This window comes from Devosia sp. A16 (genome assembly GCF_001402915.1).
Lineage (GTDB): Bacteria > Pseudomonadota > Alphaproteobacteria > Rhizobiales > Devosiaceae > Devosia_A.
On the sequence record NZ_CP012945.1, the window covers coordinates 1,479,019 to 1,505,161 of the forward strand.

The window sequence follows — 26,143 nt, forward strand, 5'->3', positions numbered from 1 at the left end:
CCCTTGGGGGAGAGGTCGACGCGAAGCGTCGGGTGAGGGGGCCTTGCGGAACGCGCAGTAAGGCCCCCTCACCTCAGCTTCGCTAGGCGGCCAAGCCGCCAAGCTTCGCTATCCTCTCCCCCAAGGGCGAGGAGGCGTTTCGGGCGACGCGCGTTGCCCAAGGATGAACGTCTAGTGCCTGGAGCCGCCTGAAGTGAGCACGATCGAACATAGCGCTGCCACTGTCGCCCTCGAACGCCCCAGGAAGGGCATGAGCGTCGAGCGCGCCCAGGGCCGCATCGGCGTGCTGTTCGCCACCCCCTACACGCTGTTCCTCATCGCCTTCGGCATCCTCCCGGCGCTCTACGCCATTTATCTCGCCTTCACCAGGAAGGGCGCGTTTGTCGGCTTCGACAATTTCCTCAAGGTGTTCAAGGACTACCGTTTCTGGCCCGCCGTCGAGCATGTCGGCATCTTCATCGTCGTCTGGCTGGTGCTGCTGGTCGTGCTGGTGGTGACCCTCGCCATCCTCGTTCACTCGATCGGCTTGCGCTGGTTCTCGGGCGCCATGCGCTTCATCTACTATATCCCCGGCGCGCTGGCCGGCGCCTCGAGCGTCATGCTCTGGCTGTTCGTTCTAGATCCCACCGTCAGCCCGGTGTCGTGGCTGCTGCAGGCATTGGGGATCGAGAGCTTCGTTGGCGCCGTTGACGCCAGCCGCCTGCCGATCGTCCTCGCGGTGATCGCCTTCTGGACCGGCGCCGGCGGCTGGATCGTCATCATGTACGGGGCGCTCAACAACATCAGTAAGGACGTGATCGAAGCCGCCCGCGTCGATGGCGCCGGCCCGGTGCGTATCGCCTGGTCGATCCAGATCCCGCTGATGCGCAAGTGGATCGCCTACATGGTGATCATGAGCTTTGCCGGCGGCACCCAGCTCTTCGTCGAGCCCCGCGTCTTGGCGCAGGCCAGCCGCGGCGTAGTGGGGCAGGACTATTCACTGAACCAGCTCGCCTTCCTCTACGCCTTCAAGCAGAACGATTTCAATGGCTCGGCGGCGATCTCGCTGGTGCTGCTGGCCGTCGCTGTCGCCCTTTCCATCTACTTCGTCTTCAAGGGTGGCCTGTTTGAGCGCGCCTAACTCGGAAATCGTCGGCACCCGCTTCAAGGACCTGACACCGGCTGCCTGGCTGGGTCGCGCCTTCGCCGTGCTGGTCCTCATCGTCTTTGCGCTGTTCTTCGTCGTGCCGCTCGTCTGGCTGCTGATCGCGCCGACGAAGACCGATCGCCAGCTGCTGCTCGAGGCGCCGTTCGCGCTGGGCGACATGGGCACGCTGCTTGCCAACTGGCAGAGTCTGATGACCTTCCAGGGCGGGCTGATCTGGACCTGGATCGGCAATTCGGTGTTCTATTGCGTCGCCGCCCTGGTGATCACTCTCGCGATCTCGATTCCCGCCGGCTACGCCCTGGCGATGACCGAGTTCCGTGGCCGCAGGCTGCTGCTGGTGGTGACGCTGATCGTCATGCTGATCCCCTCCACCGCCCTGGTGCTGCCGATCTTTCTCGAGCTGAGCGCGGTGCGGCTGATCGGCAATCCGCTCTCGGCCATCCTGCCCTTCTCGTTCTACCCGTTCGGCGTCTACCTCACCTACATCTACTTCTCGACGGCGGTGTCGCGCGACCTGCTCTCGGCGGCGCGCCTCGACGGGGCAAGCGAGTGGCAGGTGTTCATGAAGATCGCCATGCCGCTGAGCACGCCGGTGATCGCGCTGGTCGGCTTCTTCAGCTTCACCGGCAACTGGAACAACTATTTCCTGCCCTATGTGACGCTGCCCGGCCGCAAGGCGCCGATCCAGGTCGGCCTCGCCGAGCTGCTGTCGAACGTGCCGGCCTTCAATCCCACCAACGCCGCTTCGACCACCATCACGCTGTCGGCGCTGGCGCTCGCGACGCTGCTCGCCATCGCCCCGGTGCTGCTCGTCTTCCTGTTCGCGCAGCGCTACCTCGTATCCGGCATGACTGCCGGCGGCACCAAGGAGTAAGTCATGGTCCAGCGCATGGGCATGGTGATCGGCGTGAAGCCGGAAAAGCTGGCCGAGTACAAGCGGCTGCACGCCGAACCGTGGGCGGAGATGGATGCGGCGCTGAGCGCGGCGAACATCCGCAACTATTCGATCTACCTGCGCGAGCCCGAAATGCTGCTGTTCGGCTACTGGGAATATACCGGTTCCGACTACGAGGCCGACATGCGGGTGCTGGGCGACAAGGCGATCACCAAAGAGTGGCTGGCGCTCACCGACCCGTGCCAGGCGCCGCTGAAGACCGCCGCCGCAGGCGAGTGGTGGAGCATGATGCCCGAAATCTACCATCTCGACTGAGGACAAGCTCATGGTTGAACTGAACGGCCGGACCTACACCCGGCGCGAAATCGCCGAGCGCGCCGGCATGCTGAGCCAGTTCGCCAGCGTGCGGCTGATGGAACTCGGCGACGGCGTCGAGCGCGGCATCCGCATGCTCGAGTTCCGCACCGGCTCGGGCCTCCGCTTCACCGTTTTGGTCGACCGGGCGCTCGACATCGCCGACTGCGAGTTCAAGGGCCAGGCGATCGGCTGGAACTCGCCGGCCGGCTTCCGCCACCCGGGCCTGCATGAATATGAAGGCGAAGGCGGTCTCGCCTGGGCCCGCTCATTCTCAGGTCTCTTGGTTACCTGCGGGCTCGACCACATCCTGTTCATGAACGAGGTGCCGGCCGACACCTATGTCTATGGCCCCAAGCCGACGGTCAGCCACTCGCTGCATGGCCGCATCGGCACCATCCCGGCAAAGCTCACCGGCTATGGCGAAGAGTGGCGCGGCGACGAGTGCGTGCTGTGGGCCGAGGGCATCGTGCAGCAGTCGGCGGTGTTCGGCGAAGACCTGCACCTCATCCGCCGCATCGAGGCAGATGTCGGCGGCAATGACATCCGGATCAGCGATCGGGTCGTCAACCATGGCTTCTACAAGACGCCGCACATGTACTGCTACCACATCAATGTCGGCCACCCGGTCCTCGACGAAGGCTCGCGCTACCTCGCGCCGATCAAGGACGTGGTCTGGGCCGCCCATGCCGGCGAGGCCTATCGCAAGCAGGGCGTCGGCTACCGCACGCTGAGTGCCCCAAAGCTCGATTTCCACGAGCAGGTCTGGCAACACGAACTCGGCGCCGATGACCAAGGCCAGCAGTTCGTTGCCTTGGTCAACGATCGCCTCGGGCTCGGCTTCGAGGTTGCCACCGCCAAGGCGCAGTTCCCCTGCCTCTACGAATGGCAGAACCTGCAGGCCGGACAGTATGCGCTCGGCATCGAGCCCTCCACCAACCACGTGCTCGGCAACAACGCCGCGCGCCAGCGCGGCGAGATGATCTGGCTGCAGCATGGCGAGGAGAAGCGCTACGACAGCACCTTCCGGGTGCTCGACGGCGCCGACGACATCGCCGCCAGCGAAGCGCGCATCCGCGCCATCTCCGGCCAGCCCGAGGACGAGTATCCGGCCCCCTCAGGCAACCACCTGAAGATCGGGGGCCGCTGATGGGTGCTGATCGCTTCGGCTCGCTCGAGGGCAAGGCCATCCTCTATACCGGCGCCGCCGGCGGCCTGGGGCTGGAGACGACGCTCGAACTGCTGCGCTCGGGTGCAAAGGTTGTCGCCATCGACAATGATGCGAGAAAGGTTGCAGCGCTGCTCGATGCGGCCGGCGGCCTTGCGGGCCTGACCGTAGAGAGGCTCGATCTCGCCGATCTCACCGGACTGCGCGCTGGACTCGAGAACCTTTCGGCCGAGCTCGGCGGCTTCGACATCGTCATCAACAACGCCGCGATCTATCCCTCGAAACCCTTCGAGGACTACAGCATCGAAGAGATGCAGCTGGTACAGCGCATCAATGTCGATGCCGGCATTGTCTGCGTCCAGGTGGCCCTGCCCCATATGAAGGCGGCAAAGCGCGGCCGCATCATCAACATCTCCTCGGTGACCATTTCGGGCGGCTGGTCGGACCTCACCCCCTATGTGCAATCGAAGATGGCGCTGGTCGGTCTCACCCGCTCCTGGGCGCGTGAGTTCGGCAGGCATGGCATCACCGTCAATGCGGTGGCGCCAGGCGCCTTCCCCACCGACGCCGAAAAGATCCATCCCGACCTCGCAGCCTATGAGAAGCGCATCTACGAGGCGCAGGCGCTGCAACGGCGCGGCGCCCCTGCCGACATCGCCAACATCCTGATGTTCCTCGCCTCGGACGCAGCGTCGTTCATTACCGGCCAGACCATCCACGTGGATGGCGGCTGGTACATGCATTGATGCAAACGATGACTGATAGAGACGGCCCCGTCTGCTTCAGTTTCCCACCACCTGTCATCTCCTCGGAATCCTGACCCATGGGCATCCTCTCCGGCTACCGCGTCCTCGATTGCTCCATTGCCATGGCCGGCCCGTTCGCGGCGCAGCGGCTGGGCGATCTCGGCGCCGATGTGGTGAAGGTCGAGCCGGTGACCGGCGAGTGGCAGCGCCATACCGCCGCCGGCGGGGCGCGCGGCAACAAGGTCAACGTCTCCTTCCTGTCGCTCAACCGCAACAAGCGCTCGCTCGCCGTCGACCTCAAGGACCCGGACGGCAAGGCCGTGCTGCTCGAACTGGTGAAGACCGCCGACGTGTTCCTGCAGAACTATCGGCCGGGCGTCGCGAAGCGCCTCGGGGTGGACTACGAGACCCTGTCGAAGATCAATCCGCGCCTCGTCTACGTCTCGATCTCCGGCTACGGCGAGGATGGCCCCTACCTCAACCGCCCCGGCCAGGACCTGGTGCTACAGGGCATGTCGGGCGCCATGCTGTCGGCCGGCCGCGCCGGCGAGCCGCCCAACGCGGCGGGGCAGTACCTGGTCGACGGCATCACCGCCTACACTGCGTTCGAGGGGGCGCTGGCGGCGCTGCTGCATCGCGAGCGCACCGGCGAGGGCCAACTGGTGCAGGTGAACATGCTCGACGCCATCACCACCATCCAGATGCAGGAACTCTCGGTGTTCACCGTCGGTCACAAGCCGCAGGTGCGCTCGGCCGAGCCGCATGCCCATGTCTACATCCGCGCGCCCTACGGCGCCTTCGCGACGTCCGACGGCTTCATCATCGTCGCCTTTCCCAAGCTCGCCAATCTCGGCCAGACCATCGGCGAGCCGAGCTTCCTCGACATGGACGACGAGGTCGACACCTGGACCCGGCGCGACGAGATCTTTGCCAAGACCCGTGACCGGCTGAAGACCAAGACCACCGCCGAGTGGCTGGAGCTGTTGCGCGCCGCCGACATCTGGTGCGGCCCGGTCTATGGCTATGCCGACCTCGTCGAGGACGAGCAGATCAAGCACAACGGCACCTTCGTCGAGTACGTGCACCCGACCGAGGGCCACGTGAAGACCCCAGGCTTCCCGATCAGGTTTTCGAAGACTCCTTCGACCGTCGAACGCGGCGCGCCCGTCGTCGGCCAGCACAGCCGCGACGTGCTGCGCGAAGCCGGTTTCGACGATACGGCGATCGAACAATTGCTGGCCAAGGGCGCAGTGGCGGAGAACGGCATATGACCTCTCCGTGATCCTCCCCCGCGGGGCGGGGGAGGGGGACCGGCGAAGCCGGTGGAGGGGGCGGTCAGTCTTTCAGTCAGGAATAGGCCATGTCTGAGAACATCCTCGTCGAGCGCGACGGCTTCGTCGGCATCATAACCTTCAATCGGCCGGAAAAGCTCAACGCCATGACGCCGGAAATGGCGGCGGCGCTGGTGGCGGCGGTCACCGAGTTCAACACCGACGATGCCATCCGGGCGGTGATCCTGACCGGCGCCGGCGAGAAGGCCTTCTCCGCCGGCTCCGATATCAGGACGCTCGACGACTACGACAGCGCCTGGAACTTCCGGAACCGGCCCGATTATTGCGACGCCATTCGCGCCCTGCTGAAGCCGTCCATCGCTGCGGTAAACGGCTACGCCTTCGGCGGCGGACTCGAGACTGCCATGGCCTGTGACATCCGCATCGCCTCGGACAATGCCAGCTTCGCCGCGCCGGAAATCAAGCTCGGCTGGATCGGCGGCGGCGGCATGGCGGTGAACCTCGCCCATGCCGTCGGCCCCTCCAACGCCGCGCTGATGATCATGACCGGCGATCCCGTTGACGCCGTGACAGCCGAACGCTGGGGCCTCGTCTCCCGCATCGTAGCGCGCACCGATTTGCTGGCTGAAGCCAAGCGGCTCGCAGCGACCATCGCCTCACGCGCCCCGATTGCCGCCGAGACCGCCAAGCTGAACCTCCGCGCCGCCTGGGAACTCTCGATCGCCAACGCCATCAGCTACGAGCGCGACCTGCAGGCGATCTGCTTTGCGACGGAAGATGCGCGGGAGGGGCGCGCGGCGTTCAAGGCGAAGCGGTCGCCGGTGTTCAAGCGGCGGTAGGTCAAACCTTCGGGCCTTTTTGGGCACTCATTCGCCATCCCACCGGCCATCGAGTGGGTGGAAAGGCCGGAGACCTAAGCCGCGCCCGAGGCAGTCCCAAACGCCGCCAACCCAGCCCCGATCAGACACGCCGTCGGCCCGAACTTCGCGGGCACGATCTCGACCGCTTTGCTCAGCCCCAGCGCCTCGCGCCTCGCTGCGGCGCGGGCCGGCTCGAGCAGCCGGTCGCCCAGCGCCAGCACGCCGCCGGCCACCACGATGATCTCGGCATCGACCACGTTGTTGGCGCTGCCCAGCACCGCACCCAGCACCTCGGCGGCTTCGGCGATCACCGACTGCGCCTCGGCGTCGCCTGTCTCGGCCAGCGCCGCAATCTCACGCAGGCTGCGCTGCTGCCCGGTGCGCCGGGCGTACTCGATCTCCATCGCCGTGCCGCTGGCATAGGCCTCGAGATGGTCGGTGCCGCCGCACGGGCACGCCCGCCCCTGCCGCAGCGGCGACAGGTGATGGCCGACGCTGCCGGCAATGCCGTAGGCGCCGCGCTCGACCTTGCCGTTGCGCACCAGCGAGCCGCCCACCCCTGTGCCGAGCGCCACGATCAGCGCCGAATGCTTGCCGCCGGCAGCGCCGAGCACCCCTTCGCAGAGCCCCGACGCCTGCACGTCGTTGAGCACCGTCACCGGCATGCCGAGCTCTTCGATCAGCCGCTGCTGCAGCTGCGTCCCGGCCCAGCCGCTCAGGTGGTCGGTCGCCGAAGTGATCTCGCCCTGTTCGCCGACCACCCCGGCGGTGCCGACGCCGCAGCGGCTGACCGAGGCGCCGGCCAGCACCTCTTTCGCCAGCTTGGCGACGGCGGCAATGATCGCCTCCGCGCCCTCGCGCGCCGGCGTTGCGACCTGCCGGCTGGTAACGATCGTGCCGGCAGCATCCACCAGCCCGACGAGGATCTTGGTGCCGCCGATATCGACGGCGAGGGCCAGTTCACTCACTTCAGTGCACCGGTGGCGATGCCGCCGATGAAGTAGCGCTGGAACACCAGGAAGATCAGGAACGCCGGCAGCGTGAACAGCACGCACGAGGCCATCAGGGGCCCCCACTGCACGCCGTGCTCGCCGAGGAACGAATAGAGCCCGATCGACAGCGTGTAGCTCTCCTCCTCGTTGAGGTAGATCAGCGGATAGAGGAAATCCGTCCACGCCCAGACGAACTGGAACACCGCCGAGGTGATCAGCGCCGGGCGGGCGATCGGCAGGACGATCGACCAGTAGATGCGGAACTCCGACGCGCCATCGACCTTGGCCGCCTCGATCAGTTCATCGGGCACGCTCAAGAGGAACTGCCGGATCAGGAAGATGAAGAACGGCGTGCCTAGGAAGGCCGGGATCACCAGCGGCAGGATGGTGCCGGTGGCCCCCACCTTGTTCCACATCATGTAGATGGGAATGAGCGTCACCTGCGGCGGCAGCATCATGGTGGCGAGCACCATGATGAAGAGCAGGTTCCGGCCCTTCCAGCGCAGCTTCGACAACGAGTAGGCGACGAGCGGCGACACCAGCACGGTCCCCAGCACGCTGAGGCCGGCGATCACCACCGTATTGAGCAGGAACCGGAAGAACGGAATCTGGGTCAGCGCGCCGACGAAATGGTCGAGCGTCCAGGTTCGCGGCAGCAGCTCCGGCGGCGCCATGAAGATCTCGTCCGAGACCTTGAACGCCGTCGTCAGCATGACGACGAACGGAAAGACGAACACCCCGGCGAGGAGGATCACCAGCGCATAGCGATAGATGGTCATCAGCCAGCCGAAGCGGCCGCCCACCGGTACGCGCTCCGAAATCCCGGTGCCCTGCATTTCAGCGGTTGTCATAGAACACCCACTTCTTGGCCGACCACAGGATCAGCAATGTGATGGCCAGCGTCACGAACAGCAGCACCCAGGCCATCGCCGAAGCGTAGCCCATCTTCAGGAAGGTGAAGCCGTTCTGGAACAGGTAGATCGAGTAGCTCAGCATCGAGTCGCCCGGCCCGGTCGCCGTCTGCGTGCCGAGCCCCGGGTCCTTCGAGAGGACGAACGGCTGGGTGAACACCTGCAGGAACGCGATGATCAGGACGATCACCTGGAACAGCGTCACCGGCGAGATCATCGGCCAGGTGATGTGCCAGAAGCGGCGCAGCGGCCCGGCGCCATCGAGTTCGGCGGCCTCATAGAGCTCCTGCGGCACGTTCTTCAGCGCTGCGAGGTAGATCAGCATGGTGCCGCCCACCGTCCACAGCATGAGGACGATGACCGAGATGCCGCCCCAGCTGGCGTCGAGCAGCCAGTTCGGTTGCGGAATGCGGAACCAGCGCAGGATCTCGTTGACGAAGCCGTATTGCGCGTTGAGCAACCAGCGCCACAGGAAGCCCGCCGCCACTGCCGGAACGATCGAGGGCAGGTAGACCAGCGCCCGCCACAGCGGCTGGCCCTTGAGTTTCTGATTGAGGATGTGAGCGCCGGCGATCGAGATGGCGATATCCACCGGCACGCCGACAAAGGTGAAGAACAGCGTGTTGTAGAGGCTCTTCCAGAACTTGGCGTCCGAGATCATCCGCTCGTAATTGGCGAGCCCGACCCATTTGGGCGCCTTGAACAGGCTGAAATCGGTGAGGCTGTAATAGCCGGAAGCGAGGATCGGCCACAGGTAGAGCACCAGGAAGCCGATGATGAACGGCGAGGCGAAGGCCAGGCCCTTGAGAAGGGCCCGGCCGGTCGGTTCGCTCTGTCTGGGACGCGCGCTCTGCAACAGCTTACTGCGAGTACGAGCCGGTACGGTCGGCAACGGCCTGCAGCGCCGCTTCCGGAGTCTGGGCGCCCTGCAGCACCGAGTCGAATGCGGACGCGAGGTCGGCATTGTATTCGGCCATGTACAGCGCCGGCGGCAGGCCGTGCGTGTTGGGGTTCTTCAACGCGTCGAGCCAGACCTTGAAGTTCGGCAGGTCGTCATAGGTGGCGCTGTCGACCAGCGACAGGCGGCCCGGCAGGTTGGCCAGCACGTGGCTGAACTTTTCCATCGCCGGCGGGCTGATCAGGTATTTGACGAACTCAGCCGCCGCTTCCTTGTTGCCGGTATTGGTCGGAATGAAGATGGTCGACACGTCCGCCCAGGTCGAGCCGTTCAGTTCCGGGGTCTTGCCCGGCACCTGCACCACGCCCCAGTCCATCCCGGCTTCGGTGTTGAACTTGGCGCGCCATTCACCCTCGAACACCATGGCAATCTTGCCCTGCTTGAACGAGTCCTGGTCCGACATGTAGGGGCCGAAGCCAGCGACGAACTTGTTGTAGGCCGCGGGGGTCACCGGCGCCACCACGTTGTCGTAGTAGAACTTCACGCCCTCGACGAACCCCGGATCGGTCGGGGTGGGCTTGCCGTCGCGGTTCCAGTCGCCGCCATGCGCATAGCCCAGCGTCTTCAAACCAGCCGAGATGTCGGTGAGCCCGAGGCCCAGCTGGGTGACATTGCCCTCGGCATCCACCTTGGTGAGCTTCTTGATGGCGTCGGCGAGCTCGGCCATCGAGGTCGGCGGGGTGACGCCGGCTTCGTCGAGCAGCTTCTTGTTGTAGACCAGCTGGAAGTTGTGGGTCGCGATCGGCACCGAATAGAGCACGCCGTCGACCACCAGCTGCTTCATGATGCTCTCGGGGAAATCCGAGGTATCGAGCGCGAATTCGTCGAGCGGCAGCAGGATGCCCTGGTTCGCCCACGACGCGATGTTGGAGGCGAAGTTGTCGGAGACGTCGAAGGCGCCCTTGGCGCTCGACATCGACGCCAGCTGCTTGGTCATGTCGGGGCTCGACACGCCCTTGACCACGATCTTGTCCTGGCTGGCGTTGAAATCGGTGATGATCTGCTCGAGCGCCGCGCCCTCGGCGCCGCCCCACAGATACGAGAAGGTGATCTCGGTCTTGTCCTGCGCCTGGGCGCCCAGCGCCCCACCCAGCAGCATGACCGCGCCCAGCGCGGTCGACATCGCGGCATGCGCCGCACGAGCTTGAGCTTTCCGCTCCATCCTGAAGTCTCCCTTGGCTATATGCCGCTAAATGGTGTAGCCCAATTTTTCGAAGCCCGTCAACATGGCGTCACATTCGCGCTGAAATGAGCAGACAAGCGTGCAATTGGAGTATACCACTCTCTTGCCGGTCGACGAGAAGCCGTGCTTTCATGCGCGCGAGTGGGAGGACCCCGATTCATGGCTGAGACCGCTGGAAACGGCCGAGCGGGCACCAAGGGCGCCCAGTTGCGGAGCTATCTGCTCGGCCTGATCGAGGGCGAGCTGAAGCCGCACGAAAAGCTCCCCACCGAGCGCGACCTCGCCGAGACCTTCGGTGTCACCCGGCTGACGGTGCGCCGCGCCCTCGATCAGCTCGGCTATGAGGGACGCGTCTACCGTACCCAGGGTGCGGGCACTTTCGTCTCCGAACCGCGTATCGCCAAATCGGTGGAGCTGACCTCGTTCACCCAGGACATGCGCTCGCGCGGGCTCGTCCCCGGTTCGCTCGATACGGTGGTCGAGGAAATCGCCGCCGGCGCCGAGATCGGCGCCCGGCTCGCGCTCAGCCCGCGCGATCTGGTTGCCCATATCTCGCGCGTCCGCACCGCCGACGGCGAGCCGATGTGCATCGAGAACACCTATGTGCCGGCCAAGCTCGCGCCCGGTCTCGCGGCGCGCGGCATCACCGGCTCGCTCTACCAGATGCTCACCGAGACCTATCACCTGAAGATCGAGAAGGCCGAACAGTCGATCCACGCCACGGTGCTCGATCCACCCTTGGCAAAACTCCTCGGCGTCCCGGAATTCTCGCCGGCCTTCAAAGTGCTGCGCGTCGCCTATGACGCGAGGAACCAGCGCATCGAATACGCCGAGAGCGTCTACCGCGCCGACCGCTACTCCTACGATTTCGTCATTTTCCGCACGAGCCGAGACCATACGAATTGACGTCCACACGTGCCCTTTCGCTCGCTTTCCTTCCCCTCGATGAGCGCCCGGTCAATATCGGCCTGCCTGCCGGTGTCGCCGCCATTGCCGGCGCCACGCTGGTGCTGCCGCCGGCGGAACTGCTGCCCCGGCTGCGCCAGCCCGGCGATGCCGACTGCCTCGGCCGCTGGCTCGAGAGCACGGCGCCGACGACCGATGCGGTGATCGCCTCGCTCGACATGCTCTGCTATGGCGGCCTGATCGCCGCACGCACCACCGCCGATACGACGCTCAGCGCCCTCAACCGGCTCGATGTGCTGCGCCGCCTCCACGCTGCGCATCCGGCGCTGCCGCTCTGCGCCGTGTCGCTGGTGATGCGCGCCTCCAACTCCTACAACCCGCAGGAAGAGCCCGATTACTGGGCCCGGCACGGCATGGAGCTGCATAAGCTCGGCGCGCTGCACCATCGCGACCTGCTCGAAACCCTTGGCGCCAGCCATGCCGGCAATGCCGAGGCGCTCGCCGCGCTGCGCGCTGCGCTGCCCGGCGCGATCGTCGCCGATTTCGAGCGCCGGCGGCTGCGCAACCATCACGTCAATCTCGAAGCCATCGCGCTCGCGTCCGAAGGCGCCATCGACCCGCTGCTGATCACCGCCGACGATACCGCCGAACACTCGGCCGGCTCGGTCGAGCAGGTCTGGCTACAGCACTGGAGCCACGTGCTGCCGATATCAGGCGAGGTGCTGATGTATCCCGGCGCCGACGAGGTGGCCGCGGTGCTGGTCGCGCGTCAGCTCGGCGCCCACTTCGGCGTCACCCCCCGCTTTACCGTCGAATGCGCCGATCCACCGGGCATGCAGCGTATCGCCAAATACGAGAACAGCCCCATGCATGAGGCGGTCGACCGCCAGCTCCGCGCCTCGGGGTCGGTGACCGTCACCGCCCCCGAGGCCATGGCCCTCGTCGTCCATGCGCCGGATCCGAGGCGTCGCGACCATTGCGGCATGGTGGTCGAGAAGTCCGACGCCCAGTCGATCTTCGATGCTGACGATGCCATCGCGGCTAACAAGAGCGCCGACCTCATCGCCCGCCTGCTGGCCGCCGGCCGCGAGGTGGCGCTCGCTGATCTCCGCTATTCCAACGGCGCCGATCCGCTCTTGATCGAGGAATTGCACCGCCGCGGCATTCTGCTTGAGCTCGTCGCCTATGGCGGCTGGAACACCGCCGGCAATGCGCTGGGCTCGGTGGTCGCCGCCGCCGCGGCGATCCAGATCGGCCGGGCCGCCGGCACCTTCGACGCGCCTGCCGCGCGGCGGGTGCTGCTGCACCGGTTGATCGAGGACTTCGCCTATATGACCGATGCCCGCCGGCCGCTGAACGCCGGCGTCTACACCTTCGCCGACCGCGCTGAAGAAGCGGCGGCCGAAGCCTCCATCGGCGCCACCCTCGACGCCAGCCTGAAGCGCCTGACCGGGCGGAACGAGCTCGGCATCACCGCCGTCCGCTTCCCCTGGCACCGCAGCTTCGAAGTCGACTTCACCATCGCCGGGGACCTCTCGTGACCACTGCCCTGCTCCAGCGCCTCGAGCGCCAGCTGATCGTTTCCTCGCAGGCGATGAACCCGCTCAGCCCGTTGCGCCAGCGCCCCGATATCCTGGCGCTGCTCGCCGAGGCGGCCGAGCTCGGCGGCGCCGGCGGCTTTCGCCTCAACGGCGCCGAGGTCGTCGGCCTGCTGCGCCCGCGCACCGGCCTGCCGATCATCGGCATCGTCAAGGACACCCGCGAGGGTTTTGACAACTACATCACCACCTCGAGCGCCGACGCGGAGGCGCTCGCCGCCGCCGGCGCCGACATCATCGCCATCCAGGCGACCTCCGGCACCCGGCCGGGCGAGAGCTTTGCCGAAATCGCCGCCACAACTCATCGGCTCGGCAAGCTGGTGATGGCAGATATCGCCACGCTCGACGAAGCGCGGCGGGCCGCCGCCGAGGGCGCCGACCTCGTCGCCACCACCATGGTCGGCCATACGACGCAGACTGAGGGGCAGGCCCGCCCGCCTTTCGACCTGGTGTCCGAGATCGTCGCCGCCCTCGATGTTCCACTGGTGGTCGAAGGCGGCATCTGGACCCCCGAACACGTCGCCGCCTCGTTCGAGCGCGGCGCCTTCGCCGTCGTCTGCGGCTCTGCCATCACCGCGCCCGACATCATCACCGAACGGCTGGTGGCGGCGATTCCGGATCGCTGACTGGCCTCATGCCATAGAGCGCTTGGCGCCCCTCACCCCGCGGTGTGGCACGGCCCGCGCAAAGTGCGTCCCCTCGCCCCTCTGGGGAGAGGGTTAGGGTGAGGGGCGCCAAGCACACCGGCTGCAGACAAGGCGGAACTACACCGAGAACAGCGTCGCTCCGATGAAGCGGTCGGTATCCGCCCCGTAATTGTAGTAATACGCCGTCAAGAGCTTCCCATCCGCGCGCAGCACCGTGCGCGGGTAACCGAGATCCGCCACCCCGCCATCGTCGCGCAGCACGATGTCCTCGCTCCAGCTCATCCCCTCGTCGCTGCTGACCCGGGCGCGCATGCCATAGGGCGCATCGCGATAGCCGTAGACCAGCACCAGCCGCCCGTCGGCGAGCCGGTTGATGGTCGGTGGATTGCCGTTATGGCCGACCTGCGGCACGGGCGTGCCGACATGCCGCCAGCTCCGGCCTTCGTCGCTCGAGCGATAGAGGTCGATCCACGCCCTCCGCTCGGGACCGCGCGGCGCCGCGCAGCGCACGAACGTGAGGATATCGCCGCCTGGCAGCCGCAGCGAGGCCGGCATGATGGCGAAGCCTTCCGGCTCCTCGCCAACGAAGCTCTCGAAGCTGAAGCTCTTGCCGCCGTCACGGGTCCGCGCCGCAAAGATCCGGCCCTCGTCGCCATTGGCCTTCACTGCCGTGAGCAGGAACAGCGCATCATGCCGGCCGAGCGGCACGATATCGGTGCGGGCCGAAACCCCCGGCAGGCCGAAATCGCCGAGCCGGTACGGCCCCTGCCAGCTCTTCGCCCGATCGCGGCTGACGTAGAACCAGCTGATCGAACCGCGATCGAGCCCGGTGCGGGCGCACATCACGATGGTTTCGGGATCGGTGAAATCTATCGGCTGGTCGAGCACCGGGATATCGCGTTCGACCACGATATTGGGTTGGCTCTGCAGGGCCTCGACCACGTGCTCGTCGCCCGACAGCGAGCTGCCGCCGGGGATGGTGCCGGTGAACAACTCGTCCTGCCAGGTCAGCCCGCCATCGAAGCTGCGCGCCTGCCGGCCGATGAACGGCCGGGTCTTGTCGCGGGCATGCAGGCTCTCCTGTTCTCCGCGAAACCCTTGCGAGAACACGACCACCACTTCGTCGCCCCAGATCCACATGCCGTAATTGGCCGGCCAGGCGACGAATTCGCCCTCCCTGCGGTGGATTTCGAGGTGCTGGGTCATGGTCAATCTCCGTCAGGCCCCTGAGGGGTCGGGTCGCAACAATCGGGTGGGACGCGTCAGCCCTTGACGCCGCTGGTGACCGCGCCGTCGATGACGTAGCGCTGCGCGAACAGGAACACGATGATGATGGGCAGGGTGATGAGCGTCGCCATCGCCATCACCACGTTCCAGCGCGCATCGGGCCCGCTCTGCAGCAGTTGCAGGCCGATCTGCAGCGTCGCCATCTCGCGCTGCGAGGTGAGGATCAACGGCCAGATGAAATCGTTCCAGGCGCTCTGGAAGCTCAGTACCCCGAGCACTGCCATGGCCGGGCGCGCCAGCGGCAGCAGGATGCGCCAGAAGATGGTGAAGGTCTTGGCGCCATCGAGCCGCGCCGATTCCTCGTACTCGACCGGGATGCGCGAGAAGAACTGGCGCATCATGAAGATGCCGAACGGCGTCGCCGCCGTGGGCAGGATCATTCCCCAATAGGTGTTGAGCAGCCCCGTGCCGCCATTGCCCAGCCAGTCATTGCCGCCGGCGAACGGGATGCGCTGCACGATCAGGAACACTGGCACGATCTGGCTCTGCGCCGGCACCATCAACAGGCCGACCACCAGCGCGAAGATCAGGTTCTTGCCCTTGAACTGCATGCGCGCCAGCGCGTAGCCGGCCAGCGCGCAGAACACCATGTTGGAGGCGGTCGAGCCGAGCGCGAAGATCAGGCTGTTGATCAGCTGCCGCCCGGTATCGGGCCCGGCAATGGCGTCGATATAGTTCTGCCAGACGAGGCTGTTGGGGATGAAGTTGGGCGGGAACTGGAAGGTCTCGGCATCGGTCTTGAACGAGGTCGACACCATCCACAGGAACGGCGTGATCGTCGCCAGCGCCGCAAAGATCAGGAGGCCATAGCCGATCGCCCGCTCGGCCAGCGGCCACCAGCGTTGCCGGAACGACACGGCCGGAACGGCCGGAGCGGAAGCCTGTGCGATATCGCTCATGACTCCCCCCGGCGCATGAGCTTGGTGCCGATGAGCGAGAACAGCAGGATGGCGAGGAACAGCACGGTCGACATCGCCGCCGCATAGCCGAACTCGGTATAGCCGAAGGCGGTCTGGTACATCTGGAACACGATGGTTTCGGTGGAGCCGAGCGGCCCGCCATTGGTCATCACATAGATCGCGCCGAACACCTGGAAGGTCTGCACGATCAGGATGATCATCAGGTAGAAGGTGACGTTGCTGAGCATCGGCACGGTGATGCGGAAAAAGATGTCCTTGGTCTTGGCCCCGTCGAGCCGCGCCGCCTCGTAGATATCCTTGGGGATATCCTGCAGGCCGGCGAGGTAGATGATCATCGCGGTGCCGAAATCGCGCCAGATCGCCATGACGATCAGCGAGGTCATGGCGAGGTTGGGGCTCTGCAGCCAGGGCTGCGGCGGCAGCCCAAGCTGCGCCAGCGTGCCGTTGATCGGCCCCGAATAGGGCTCGTAGACATACATCCACACCACCGCCGCGGCGATCAGGGAGGTGAGCACCGGCAGGTAGAAGATGGTGCGGAAGACGATCCGGCCGCGCAGCTTGCCGTTGAGCGCCACCGCCGCCAGCAGCCCCAGCGCCATGGTCGGCAGCGTCACGCCGACGGTGTAGTAGGCGGTGTTGCCCACCGCCTGCCGGAAGCGGCTGTCCGACACCAGTTTGATGTAATTGTCGAACCAGACGAAACTGGTCGGCCTCAAAAACGAGATGTCGGTGAGGCTCATCACCACTGTCGCTGCTGCCGGCAGCAGCAGCGACAGGAACAGGATGATCAGGGCCGGCGTCAGGAAGGCATAGGCGCTCCAGTTCTGCGTGAAGCTTTGCGGCCGTCGTGCCGGAGCTGTGCTTGATTGGAGCGCCATGGGCTTAGCGGCCCAGCACCGCGACGACCTCGGCCTCGGCGGCCTTCAGCGCTTCCTCCGCGGTGACGCGCTTGAACAGCGTCTCCTGCACGGCGCGGGCGATGATCGTCACCATGCGCGAGAAGGCCGGAATGGCAGCCGCCTTGGCCGGGGCATAGCTCGCCGTCTTGACGAATTTGGCGAGGAACGGATCGGCCTGCACCGCCGGATCCTGCTGCGCCGCCTTGAGCACCGGCACGTTCTTGGAAGCGAGCGCGAAGGCCACCTGCTGTTCCTGCGTCAGCGCGAATTCGACGAAGCTCAGCGCGGCAGCCTGGTTCGGCGACGCCTTGGTCACCGCGAAGCTGAACGGGTCGACCAGCGAGGTGAAACCGCCCTTCTCGGTCGGGATCGGCAGCACGTCGAACTCGATGCCGGCTTTGAGCGCATTATTGGTCGAGTAGTTGCCGGCAATGATCATCGCCGCCCGGCCCTGGTTGAACGGGCTGGCCGAGCCGCCAGGCCCGAGGCCGAAGCCGAGATCGGTGACCTTGTCGGTGTGCAGCAGCTCGAACATGAAGTTGAGCGCGGCGAGCCCTTCGGCGCCGCCGAAGGCCGGCGCCGTCAGGTCGTCGTTGAACAGCGTGCCGCCGGCCCCCTGCAGCACAAGGGTGAAGATTTCCCAGGTTTCGAGATCGTTGTGGAACAGGCTGAGACCCGCGACTTCCAGCAGGCCGCTCTCCTGCCGTCTGGTCAGCGCCTTGGCCCATTCCCGCAGCTCGGCCCAGTTCTGCGGTCCCTTGTCCGCATCGAGCCCGGCTTCGGTGACGTATTTGCGGTTGACGCCGAGGCCGCGCGAGGTGCCGTAAAGCGGCACCGACACCTGCTGCCCGCCGATATTGCCATAGGCGAGGAGCGAGCCGTCGAGCGCCCCGAAGTCCACATTGGCGAGGCCGGTCTTCAGATCGGCCAGCTTGTCGCCGGTCGAATAGGTGAGCGTGTAGTCCCAGTGCTGGATGAACAGGTCCGGTGCGGTATTGCCGTTGATCGCCGTGAGGATCTTCTCGTTGAGCTGGCTCGGCTCGGCGAACAGGCTCGAGTTGAGCGCGATCTCCGGGTGCGCCGCCTTGAAGGCCGCCTCGAGCGCTTCGCCCGCTGCCTTCTTGCTGCCCGCCAGTTGCGACCAGAACACCAGCTGCTGCTCTTGGGCGAAGGCCTGGCCGATGCCGCCGGCGGCGGCGATGGCGAGGCTGCTGGCGGCGGCGCCGAACAGGAACTGCCGGCGGTTGGAGGTGAAATTCATCTCGTTACTCCCTGATGAGCCCACAACCGGAGGCATGGTCCCCTCCTCCGGCGCGGGCGATGAAAACGTCAGTCGTGGCGGCTCCGGGCCTCGCCCGCGGCATCGAACAGATGGATCTGGCTGAGCGGCACGTGCGCGCCGAGCGGTGCGTCGGCTGCTATCGCCGGATCGCCATTGAACAAAGCGGTCAGCCGCCGCCCCCCGAGTTCGCCGTGCACGATGGTGTGGAGCCCCAGCCGCTCCACGGAACGCGGCGCGACCCTGAGCGCCAGTGCCGGCTGGGCCGGCGCCGCCGTGGTGATCGCTTCGGGACGGATGCCGATCGTCGCCGCACCTCCGATGGTGAAGGCCGACACCTCGCCGCGCAGCGCCACCTGCCCGACCTCGGGCACATCGAGCAGCACCTCGTTGCCCTCCAGTCCCGCAACCTTGGCCGCGAGGAAATTCATCGGCGGGCTGCCGATAAAGCCGGCGACGAACAGGTTGGCCGGCCGGTGATAGAGCTCCATCGGCCTGCCGACCTGCTCGACCCTGCCGGCGTTCAGCACCACGATGCGGTCGGCCATGGTCATGGCCTCGAGCTGGTCATGCGTCACGTAGACCATGGTGGAGCCGAGCCGCTTGTGCAGCTGGGTCAGCTCCGAGCGCATCTCCATCCGCAGCGCCGCATCGAGGTTCGACAGCGGCTCGTCCATGAGGAAGATTTCGGGTTTGCGCACGATGGCGCGGGCGATGGCGACGCGCTGCCGCTGCCCGCCCGAGAGCTTGGCCGGCTTGTCCTGCAGCCGGCTCGTCAACTGCACCGTCGCCGCGGCCCTGGCCACCTCATCGCGGATCTCGGCCTTGGAGCGCTTCTCCATCTGCAGTGGAAAGGCGATATTCTCGAACACGCTCATGTGCGGGTAGAGCGCGTAGGACTGGAACACCATGGCGACCGGCCGCTCGCCGGCCTGCCGCGCCGTCATGTCGGCGCTACCGATGGCGATCGTGCCGGCGCTGACCGGGTCGAGCCCGGCGATCAGCCGGAGCAGGGTCGACTTGCCGCAGCCCGATGGGCCGACGAACACCGCGAACTCGCCGTCCCCGATCGCCAGCGACACATCCTTTACCGCCTCGAACGTTCCATAGGTCCTGGAAACGTTCTGAAGTTGCAGTTCGGCCAACGGCGCCCTCCCAGCCTGCACGTCTTAGTCGCCGGGGCGACGGCGTTTGCCCGCCGTGACGCCCCGCCGACGGATTGACCTTGCAACAGAATCCGGCACGTGTAAACACATAGATTGAACGACTACTCCATCTGGTGATTGTATCAGTGACACAAGAACTCGACACCGCCTCTGATGCCGGCATTTCCAGGGCTCTTGGGGGATCGTCGCCGCCTCCTTGACCCCGGTTTCCGACACTGGAAGCATCGACGTTGCGCGACTTAAGTCGCATCTCGACTGGCTGTTCGCCGCCGGCTGCAGCTTCGTTTCGCCGTTCGGCTCGACCGGCGAGGGCGCGTCGTTTTCGGTGCGCGAGAAGCGGGCGGCGCTGGCGGCGCTGCAGCAGGCGGGTGCTCCGATGGACCGGCTGATTCCGGCCTCGATGAGCCCGGCGCTCGACGATGCGGTGGCCACCATCGCCGCGGCGGCCGATCTGGGTTGCCGCGCCGTGCTGATCGCGCCGCCCTTCTACTATGGCGCCGCCAGCCAGGACGGCATCGCGGCTTTCTTCGAGGCCTCCGCCAATCGCTTCGGCGGGACGTTCCCGCTCGATGTCGTGCTTTACCACATCCCCGCCATGACCAAGGTCGGTTACGGCGTCGAGCTGGTGCAACGGCTCATCGCCCGCCATGGCCGGCGCCTCGTCGGCATCAAGGATTCGACCGGCGATCGCGCCCATACGCTGATGCTGGCGCAGACCTTCCCCGAGCTCAGGATCTTCACCGGCGACGACCGCGTGCTGCCGGACCTGCTGGCCGCCGGCGGCGCCGGCATGATCGGCGGCCTGCCCAACGTCAACGCCGTCGAGCTCTGCCGCTTCTTTGCCGACCCCACCGGCCCCGAGGCCCAGGGTCTGCGTGACCGCGCCGCCCAGCGTATCGTGGCCGTCGACGAGCATGGCGGCATCATTGCCTTGAAGGCGGTGAAAGCGCAGATCAGCGGCGACGCGGCCTGGTTGCGGCCGCTCGAGCCGCTGCTGCCGCTGCCGGCAGCCGGCATCGCCGCGCTGCTCGACAGTTTCCGCCGCAGCCAATTCCATTTCCCAGGCGAAGAGGTTTGAGTTAACCCTCAGGCAAGCGTGAAGGAGGCAAGCGCGTATGTCGACCAAGGCCCTGACCGCCCCGACCCGGCGCCCGGCGCGCCGACCGCGGACCACGGCCGGCGCCGACAACACGCTCAACCGCCAGACTGCCTACCAGCGCTTCCAGCGGCTGCTGCTGGCCGGCCAGATCCAGCCCGGCCAGAACCTGTCGCAGCGCGATCTGGTTTCCAAGCTCGGCATCTCGCTGGGCGCCCTGCGCGAACTGCTGCCGCGGCTCGAGGCGGAGAGCCTGCTGGCGGTGCTGCCGCAGCGCGGCATCCAGATCACCACCGTCGATCTGAGGATGATCCGCGAATCCTACCAGATGCGCCTGGCCTACGAGCGTGAGGCCACCATCTACGCCATCGAGCACGTGAGCGACGCGGCATTGCAGCAGCAGCGCGCCCTGCACGCCTCGATCCTCGAACGCGCCAGCAGCGGCGGCATCAGCGGCGCCCTGCTCGACGAGGCGCAGAAGATCGATTCCGACTTCCACGACTTCCTGATCGGCGCCACCGGCAACGAGATCCTGATCCAGGCCTATTCGATCAACGCCATCCGCGTGCGGATGATCCAGCTCGACCGCATCCGGCTCAACCCGGTGGTGCTCGCCCCGGCGCTGGCCGACCACCTCGACATCATCGATGCGCTGCTGGCGCGCGACCGCGCCCGGGCGGTGCTCGCGATGGAAACCCACATTCACAACGCCCGGCTGCGCGCCGTTACGTTCTAGACCAGGCACGCCGCCGGTGCGGGCTGCCCCCCAGCCCGCACCGGCGGTAGCGGGTCCGCCCGACCGCCGCTCCTCCTTGGTATTGGCGCATTTCGTCCCCATATAGAGCTCTACACGCCGCGGCCCTGTTCTGGCCGCCGATCGGGCTTAGTGCCGATCCTCTGTTCCCCGACTTCCGACATCCGCCCAGGCCGTCAAAGGCAGCCCGGGTGATTTTCATTTGCTGCAGTTCCCGAAAGGATGCCACGTGGACAACTTCAACTACACCGCCCCCGCCGAGCTCTATCCCAGTCGCCGCTACGCCAAGACGCCGCGCGAGCAGTATCGCCGCTTCAAGACTGCTGCCGAGGCGATCCAGTTCATGATGGAAGATCGGCCCGCGGCCTGGCTGGTCGGCTCGTTCCTCGAGGTCAATGGCCGACGTTTCGACGGCAACGCCATCCGCAGCCTCTATGAGGCCGACCGCTACCCGCTGGAGCGCCGGCAGGCCGCCGCCTGAGACTCAAGCCTTCCTTCCCGCCTGCCGATCGTGCATCCATCCTGCGGACCGTGTGCATGAATCGGCGCCGCCGCGTCGCGGCGCCCGGGAGGAGAGAACATGAAGAAACTCATCAACGATATCCCCTCACTGGTTCGCCAGTCGCTCGAGGGCCTCGCCATGCTCCATCCCGGGCTGGCGCTGCTCGGCGATGAGAACATCCTGGTGCGATCCGACCTCGAGGCGTTTCGCAAGTCCGGCAAGGTGGCCATCGTCACCGGCGGCGGCGCCGGACACGAGCCGGCCCATGCCGGCTATGTCGGCGAGGGCATGCTGACCGCTGCGGTCAGCGGCGACGTTTTCGCCTCGCCTTCGACCGATGCGGTCTATGCGGCGCTCCGCGCCGTCGGCACGCCGTCCGGCGTCCTGGTCATCGTCAAGAACTATACCGGCGACCGGCTGAACTTCGGCCTCGCCGCTCAGATGGCGCGCGCCGACGGCATTCCGGTCGAACTGGTGATCGTCGATGACGACGCGGCGCTGGGCAAGGCCGAGCGGACCGCGGGGCGTCGCGGCATTGCCGGCACGGTGTTGGTTCACAAGGTTGCGGGCGCCGCTGCCCAAGCCGGCCTGCCGCTGAGCGAGGTCAAGGCCCGCGCGCTCGCCGCCATCGGCGCCGTCGCTTCGATGGGCGTCGCCCTCTCGCCCTGCACGGTGCCCGCCGCCGGAAAACCCAACTTCGCGCTTGGCGACGACGAGATGGAGCTGGGCCTGGGCATCCACGGCGAGGCCGGAGTCCAGCGCGTCGTCATGCAGCCCGCCCGCCAGGTGGTCGAAACCCTGATCGGCACCATCCTCGCCGACCGCGGCCTGCAGCGCGGCGATCATGTCGCCCTCCTGATCAACAATCTGGGCGGCACCGCGCAAATGGAAATGAGCATCGTCGCCCGCGACGCCCTCGCTGTGCTGGAGGCGCAAGGCATCGTCGTCGACCGTGGCTATTGCGGCACCTTCCTCACGGCCATCGAGATGACCGGCATCTCGCTCAGCCTGCTGCGCACCGACGCGGCACTGCTGGCGGCGCTCGACGCGCCCACCGCCGCACCGGCCTGGCCCGGCACCCATGGCCAGCTGCCGCAGGCCGGGAAGACCACCCTGCCCGCGCCGGCCATCGACAACGACACCACCGCCGGTACCGGCCCCGCCACCCCGGCAGAACTGGTCGCCGTGCTCACCTCGGCCTGCCGCGCCATCATCGCCGCCGAAGCCGAGCTGACGGAGATGGACCGCATCGTCGGCGATGGCGATATCGGCCATTCGCTTGCCAATGGCGCCAATGCGCTGCTTGCGCGCGCGCCGGGCTGGACCGGCCGCCCGCTCGATGCCGTGCTGCGCGAGATCGGGCTCGCCCTGCGCAAGAGCATCGGCGGCACGTCCGGCCCGCTTTACGCTGCCTTCGCCATCGCTGCCGCACAGTCGACCGCCGACCGGGCCACGCTGGCGGCCACATTCGCCGCCGGGGCCGACGCCATCAGGCGATTGGGCGGTGCCGACGCCGGTGACCGCACCATGCTCGACGCGCTGCTCCCGGCCGCGGCAGCGATGACTGGCGGCAGCATCGCCGGGCAGTTGCGTTCGGCCGCCGCCGCCGCCCGTGCCGGCGCCGCGGCGACCGCCGCCATGCAGCCGCGCCGCGGCCGCTCCAGCTATATCGGCGAGCGCGCCATCGGCCACCCCGACCCCGGCGCGGTGGCCGTCGCGCTGTGGCTGGAAGCCGCCGCTTCAGCCATGGGCTGAGCGCGGCGCTGTTTGAGTTGCGCCAGCGTATGCGGCAACCATTTCGGTGCTCTCACGTTTGATCGCCAGGCCCGGCAAGCCTCAACGAGAACAAGAGTGGAGACCAACGATGATGATCCGCAGCCTCGTTTCCGCAGCTGCCCTGACCGTCGCCATGCTGGCATCGGGTGCCATTGCGCAGTCCTCGATCAACGGTGTGGAGATTTCGGCCGAGGATCTGCCGAAGGTGCAGGAGCAGTGCAATACGCTGGCGGCTGAAGCCGCCAAGGCAGACGGTGCCACCAGCACCGACGAAACCCCGACCACTGAAACCAGCGAAAGCAACGAGTCGAGCGACGAGCCGGACACTCCGGCCGAAATCGACCAGGGGACGACCAAGATCGACCTGGCCACTATCACGCTCGATGCCTGCAAGACTGCCGGCTTCGTGAAGTAAGGCAGTCTGTCCAGCGACGGCGCCGCCCCTCACTGCGGCAGGGTCGCATTACGAACCCCGCACGACTTTCGAGTCGGCGGGGTTCTTCTTTCTGCGGCGCTCCCCCTCGCCCCCTTGCTCCTCCGCAGCGGTTTCGCTCAATAGCACGGAGGTCGAAGCGCCACCGGGCGCCTACGCCAGCTGCAAGGATTGCCAATGCCGCAGACGGTCTACGACGTGATTGCCCTGCCCTTCGAGGAAGGACTGCTCGAGGCGCGGCCGGCCTTCCTGCTGCGCGGCGATTTCAGCCCGGTCCTGCGTCACAGCTTCGGCGCCCAACTGGTCGCCGAGCAGACCTATCGTCCCGCCTATGAGCGCCTCGAGGCCGGCGGCCTGCCGGTCACAGCCCATCTCGAGGGCAGCTATGACGTCGGGCTCTGCGTGCTCACCCCGCATCGGCAGGAGAACTACGCCAACCTGGCGCGCGCCTACCGCCACCTGGCGCCCGGCGGCACGCTGGTCTGCGCCGGGCAGAACACTATCGGCGCCGCAACCTATGAGAGGGCGATCGCCGCGATCGCTGCGATCGAAGGCCAGCTCTCGAAGGCCAAGTGCCGGGTCTTCTGGCTGCGGCGCGGACCTGCCGGAGCCGATCATCCGCAATGGCGGGAATGGCTGTCGCTGGCCGATCCGCAGCCGATCGCCGGCACCCCGTTCGTCTCGCGCCCCGGGGTCTTCAGCTGGAATCGCATCGACCCGGGCTCGCAGTTTCTCCTCGACAGCCTGCCGCCCGGCATAGACGGTGCGGTCGCCGATCTTGGCGCCGGCTGGGGTTTTCTCGCCGCCTCGCTGTTGCAGCGCTACGACCGCATCCGGCAGCTCGACCTGTTCGAAGCCGAAAAGCTCGCCCTCGACCTCGCCGAGGTAAACCTCGCGCCATTCGGACGCTCGGTCGGCTACCACTGGTCCGACGTACGGGCGGGCATCGGCCGCGGCAAATATGACTGGGTCGTCACCAACCCGCCGTTCCATAAGGAAGGCGAGCAGGACATCGATCTGGGCGTCGCCTTCCTGACGGTCGCGGCCGAGGCGCTGCGCGGCGGCGGCCGCCTCGTCTGCGTCGCCAACCGCCACCTTCCCTACGAGCGCACCCTGCGCACCGCCTTCTCCGAGGTCTCGCTGCTGGCCGAGAACCGCAGCTTCAAGGTGCTGCTGGCGCGCAAGTGACAGCGCAGGCCCTTACGGGAGAAAGGCCCGGAAACGAAAAGCCCCGCTTTCGCGGGGCTTTCCAGAACCAAGCTTTGGTTGCGGGGACAGGATTTGAACCTGTGACCTTCAGGTTATGAGCCTGACGAGCTACCGGGCTGCTCCACCCCGCGTCAGATATCAAAGCCTTGGCTTTTTGCGCCTTTTTGTGCGGCCATCGCCGTCGACGCAGGGCGTATATAGGGGGTGATCTCCGCCACCTCAAGGCAAAAAGCGCGCCGCGTGACAGTTTTTTGACCCGCGCTCCGCCGCCCCTCACTGGGCGGGAGGCGGCGCCCCGTCTTCCGGGGCCTCGGCCGCCGCCGGCGGCGCCGCGCGACAGCCGACGCCGAGTTCGCGATAGAGCTTGTTGCCGGCGTTGATCAGCTGGCCGCGCGCCACTTCCAGCCCGCGGCGGCTGGCCCTGGGGCCAAGGGCCTCCGGCCGCTTCGCCACATCCTTGGAGAGCTTTTCGAGATACGGCACGAACAGCTGGATCGACTGGATCGCCGCGATCACCTCGGGGCACTTCTTGCTGATACCGGCCGCTACCGCGATGGTCAGGTTCGCATCCGCCGCCTGGCGCGCTTCGATCACCGCCTGGGTGAACTCGTCGGTCTTGAGCTTCGCCGGCGTGGCGTAGCGCGCATCGGCGGCCTTGTCGGCCGGCATGGCGAAATTGACGCAGATTCGGCTCAGCCACTCATCGGCCCGCACCCGCGCCGCGAAGGTGATCACCCGCGACTGCACGATGCGTGTCTTCAGCACCACTGCGTCCTTCTCGGGTTTGCCGGCCAGCGCCGCGTCGGCTTCAGCCAGCAGCGCGTAGCCCAGTGCAAAGGCATTGGCGGCCCGGATCAGCTCGACGCAATCGCGTCGCTGCGCCGCGGGCTGCAGTTTCAGCGTATCTTGCGCCACCGACTGAGTGACGGCGCCGATGAATCCCGCCAGCTCCTTGGCGTCCATCTTGCCGATCCTCGCGATCTCCGCCTCGTCCTGCGCCGCAGCCGGGCCCACCAGCAGGCAGGCGATGGCAAGACCGAGGGCGGCGAGCGGCTGCAGGGATCTGAGCAAGAGCGATATCCTTGAAAGTGCGTGCACAATCTCTCCGATCCGCTCTGCCGGCGCAACCACCCGACCTCCGGGGAAGGCTTGCCCTCCCTCCCCA

26 protein-coding genes and 1 tRNA gene are annotated in these 26,143 nt (G+C 66.7%); 16 read left to right on the plus strand and 11 right to left on the minus strand.

Annotated features, from left to right (window positions below; genetic code table 11):
* Positions 1-193: 193 nt before the first annotated feature.
* From APS40_RS07125 to APS40_RS07155, 7 genes are all read left to right on the plus strand, one after another.
* The gene (locus APS40_RS07125) at positions 194-1,120 is read left to right on the plus strand and encodes a carbohydrate ABC transporter permease (protein WP_197279451.1); all 927 of its coding nucleotides are present in this window, start codon (positions 194-196) and stop codon (positions 1,118-1,120) included.
* Positions 1,107-2,021, plus strand: coding sequence for a carbohydrate ABC transporter permease (locus tag APS40_RS07130; RefSeq protein ID WP_197279452.1), 915 nt, complete (start codon positions 1,107-1,109; stop codon positions 2,019-2,021). The genes APS40_RS07125 and APS40_RS07130 overlap by 14 nt, the downstream gene beginning before the upstream one ends.
* A 3-nt stretch (positions 2,022-2,024) precedes the next feature.
* On the plus strand, positions 2,025-2,357 hold the full coding sequence (locus APS40_RS07135; protein WP_055046391.1) for an L-rhamnose mutarotase: 333 nt from the start codon (positions 2,025-2,027) through the stop codon (positions 2,355-2,357).
* A 10-nt stretch (positions 2,358-2,367) separates the two neighbouring features.
* Entirely contained in the window at positions 2,368-3,546 is a 1,179-nt protein-coding gene (locus tag APS40_RS07140) for an aldose 1-epimerase family protein (protein WP_055046392.1), read from the plus strand.
* Positions 3,546-4,310 carry an SDR family NAD(P)-dependent oxidoreductase gene (locus tag APS40_RS07145; RefSeq protein ID WP_055046393.1) on the plus strand — a complete coding sequence of 255 codons (765 nt, stop codon included), beginning with the start codon at positions 3,546-3,548 and terminating at the stop codon, positions 4,308-4,310. Before APS40_RS07140 ends, APS40_RS07145 begins: the two co-directional genes overlap by 1 nt.
* Before the next feature lie 77 nt (positions 4,311-4,387).
* Positions 4,388-5,581, plus strand: coding sequence for a CaiB/BaiF CoA transferase family protein (locus APS40_RS07150; protein WP_055046394.1), 1,194 nt, complete (start codon positions 4,388-4,390; stop codon positions 5,579-5,581).
* Positions 5,582-5,670: 89 nt separating this feature from the next.
* On the plus strand, positions 5,671-6,441 hold the full coding sequence (locus tag APS40_RS07155; RefSeq protein WP_055046395.1) for an enoyl-CoA hydratase/isomerase family protein: 771 nt from the start codon (positions 5,671-5,673) through the stop codon (positions 6,439-6,441).
* A gap of 74 nt (positions 6,442-6,515) precedes the next feature.
* Here APS40_RS07155 and APS40_RS07160 read toward each other — a convergent pair whose 3' ends face one another.
* The 4 genes from APS40_RS07160 to APS40_RS07175 are packed head-to-tail and all read right to left on the minus strand — an operon-like array spanning position 6,516 to position 10,485.
* Positions 6,516-7,430: an ROK family protein gene (locus tag APS40_RS07160; protein ID WP_055046396.1), complete on the minus strand. Its 915-nt coding sequence runs from the start codon at positions 7,428-7,430 to the stop codon at positions 6,516-6,518.
* Entirely contained in the window at positions 7,427-8,305 is an 879-nt protein-coding gene (locus APS40_RS07165) for a carbohydrate ABC transporter permease (RefSeq protein ID WP_082434242.1), read from the minus strand. Before APS40_RS07165 ends, APS40_RS07160 begins: the two co-directional genes overlap by 4 nt.
* Positions 8,292-9,221 carry a carbohydrate ABC transporter permease gene (locus APS40_RS07170; protein WP_055046397.1) on the minus strand — a complete coding sequence of 310 codons (930 nt, stop codon included), beginning with the start codon at positions 9,219-9,221 and terminating at the stop codon, positions 8,292-8,294. Before APS40_RS07170 ends, APS40_RS07165 begins: the two co-directional genes overlap by 14 nt.
* Positions 9,222-9,225: 4 nt before the next feature.
* Positions 9,226-10,485, minus strand: a complete 1,260-nt coding sequence (locus tag APS40_RS07175) for an ABC transporter substrate-binding protein (RefSeq protein ID WP_082434244.1) — start codon at positions 10,483-10,485, stop codon at positions 9,226-9,228.
* A 180-nt stretch (positions 10,486-10,665) separates the two neighbouring features.
* On the opposite strand from APS40_RS07175, the gene APS40_RS07180 reads away from it, so the two are divergent.
* Genes APS40_RS07180 through APS40_RS07190 form a run of 3 tightly spaced genes read left to right on the plus strand, consistent with a single transcriptional unit; the run spans position 10,666 to position 13,636 of the window.
* Positions 10,666-11,412, plus strand: coding sequence for a GntR family transcriptional regulator (locus APS40_RS07180; RefSeq protein WP_055046399.1), 747 nt, complete (start codon positions 10,666-10,668; stop codon positions 11,410-11,412).
* Entirely contained in the window at positions 11,409-12,953 is a 1,545-nt protein-coding gene (locus APS40_RS07185; RefSeq protein WP_055046400.1) for a DUF4127 family protein, read from the plus strand. The genes APS40_RS07180 and APS40_RS07185 overlap by 4 nt, the downstream gene beginning before the upstream one ends.
* Positions 12,950-13,636 (plus strand): putative N-acetylmannosamine-6-phosphate 2-epimerase, encoded by a 687-nt coding sequence (locus tag APS40_RS07190; RefSeq protein ID WP_055046401.1) that lies wholly within the window; start codon positions 12,950-12,952, stop codon positions 13,634-13,636. Before APS40_RS07185 ends, APS40_RS07190 begins: the two co-directional genes overlap by 4 nt.
* 138 nt (positions 13,637-13,774) lie before the next feature.
* Here APS40_RS07190 and APS40_RS07195 read toward each other — a convergent pair whose 3' ends face one another.
* From APS40_RS07195 to APS40_RS07215, 5 genes are all read right to left on the minus strand, one after another.
* Complete coding sequence (locus tag APS40_RS07195) at positions 13,775-14,863, minus strand: sialidase family protein (protein WP_055046402.1); 1,089 nt, start codon at positions 14,861-14,863, stop codon at positions 13,775-13,777.
* A gap of 56 nt (positions 14,864-14,919) precedes the next feature.
* Positions 14,920-15,843: a carbohydrate ABC transporter permease gene (locus APS40_RS07200; protein WP_055046403.1), complete on the minus strand. Its 924-nt coding sequence runs from the start codon at positions 15,841-15,843 to the stop codon at positions 14,920-14,922.
* Positions 15,840-16,742 (minus strand): carbohydrate ABC transporter permease, encoded by a 903-nt coding sequence (locus APS40_RS07205; RefSeq protein WP_055046404.1) that lies wholly within the window; start codon positions 16,740-16,742, stop codon positions 15,840-15,842. The genes APS40_RS07200 and APS40_RS07205 overlap by 4 nt, the downstream gene beginning before the upstream one ends.
* 4 nt (positions 16,743-16,746) lie before the next feature.
* Positions 16,747-18,024, minus strand: a complete 1,278-nt coding sequence (locus tag APS40_RS07210) for an extracellular solute-binding protein (RefSeq protein WP_055046405.1) — start codon at positions 18,022-18,024, stop codon at positions 16,747-16,749.
* A gap of 68 nt (positions 18,025-18,092) precedes the next feature.
* Positions 18,093-19,187, minus strand: coding sequence for an ABC transporter ATP-binding protein (locus tag APS40_RS07215; protein ID WP_055046406.1), 1,095 nt, complete (start codon positions 19,185-19,187; stop codon positions 18,093-18,095).
* A gap of 202 nt (positions 19,188-19,389) precedes the next feature.
* On the opposite strand from APS40_RS07215, the gene APS40_RS07220 reads away from it, so the two are divergent.
* The 6 genes from APS40_RS07220 to APS40_RS07245 all read left to right on the plus strand — a co-directional run bounded on the left by APS40_RS07220 (position 19,390) and on the right by APS40_RS07245 (position 24,957).
* Positions 19,390-20,286, plus strand: a complete 897-nt coding sequence (locus APS40_RS07220) for a dihydrodipicolinate synthase family protein (protein WP_082434247.1) — start codon at positions 19,390-19,392, stop codon at positions 20,284-20,286.
* 37 nt (positions 20,287-20,323) lie between these two features.
* Positions 20,324-21,040 (plus strand): GntR family transcriptional regulator, encoded by a 717-nt coding sequence (locus tag APS40_RS07225; protein WP_082434248.1) that lies wholly within the window; start codon positions 20,324-20,326, stop codon positions 21,038-21,040.
* A gap of 247 nt (positions 21,041-21,287) precedes the next feature.
* On the plus strand, positions 21,288-21,539 hold the full coding sequence (locus APS40_RS07230) for a hypothetical protein (protein ID WP_055046408.1): 252 nt from the start codon (positions 21,288-21,290) through the stop codon (positions 21,537-21,539).
* A gap of 99 nt (positions 21,540-21,638) precedes the next feature.
* Positions 21,639-23,315, plus strand: a complete 1,677-nt coding sequence (locus APS40_RS07235; protein ID WP_055046409.1) for a dihydroxyacetone kinase family protein — start codon at positions 21,639-21,641, stop codon at positions 23,313-23,315.
* A gap of 109 nt (positions 23,316-23,424) precedes the next feature.
* Positions 23,425-23,751, plus strand: a complete 327-nt coding sequence (locus APS40_RS07240) for a hypothetical protein (protein ID WP_055046410.1) — start codon at positions 23,425-23,427, stop codon at positions 23,749-23,751.
* 195 nt (positions 23,752-23,946) lie between these two features.
* On the plus strand, positions 23,947-24,957 hold the full coding sequence (locus APS40_RS07245; RefSeq protein WP_055046411.1) for a class I SAM-dependent methyltransferase: 1,011 nt from the start codon (positions 23,947-23,949) through the stop codon (positions 24,955-24,957).
* Between the two features lie 75 nt (positions 24,958-25,032).
* Here the strand turns inward: APS40_RS07245 and APS40_RS07250 are convergent.
* Together APS40_RS07250 and APS40_RS07255 are read right to left on the minus strand one after the other, a co-directional pair.
* Positions 25,033-25,109 (minus strand) — tRNA-Met (locus APS40_RS07250).
* 142 nt (positions 25,110-25,251) lie between these two features.
* Positions 25,252-26,049 carry a hypothetical protein gene (locus tag APS40_RS07255; RefSeq protein WP_055046412.1) on the minus strand — a complete coding sequence of 266 codons (798 nt, stop codon included), beginning with the start codon at positions 26,047-26,049 and terminating at the stop codon, positions 25,252-25,254.
* Between the last annotated feature and the right edge of the window lie 94 nt (positions 26,050-26,143).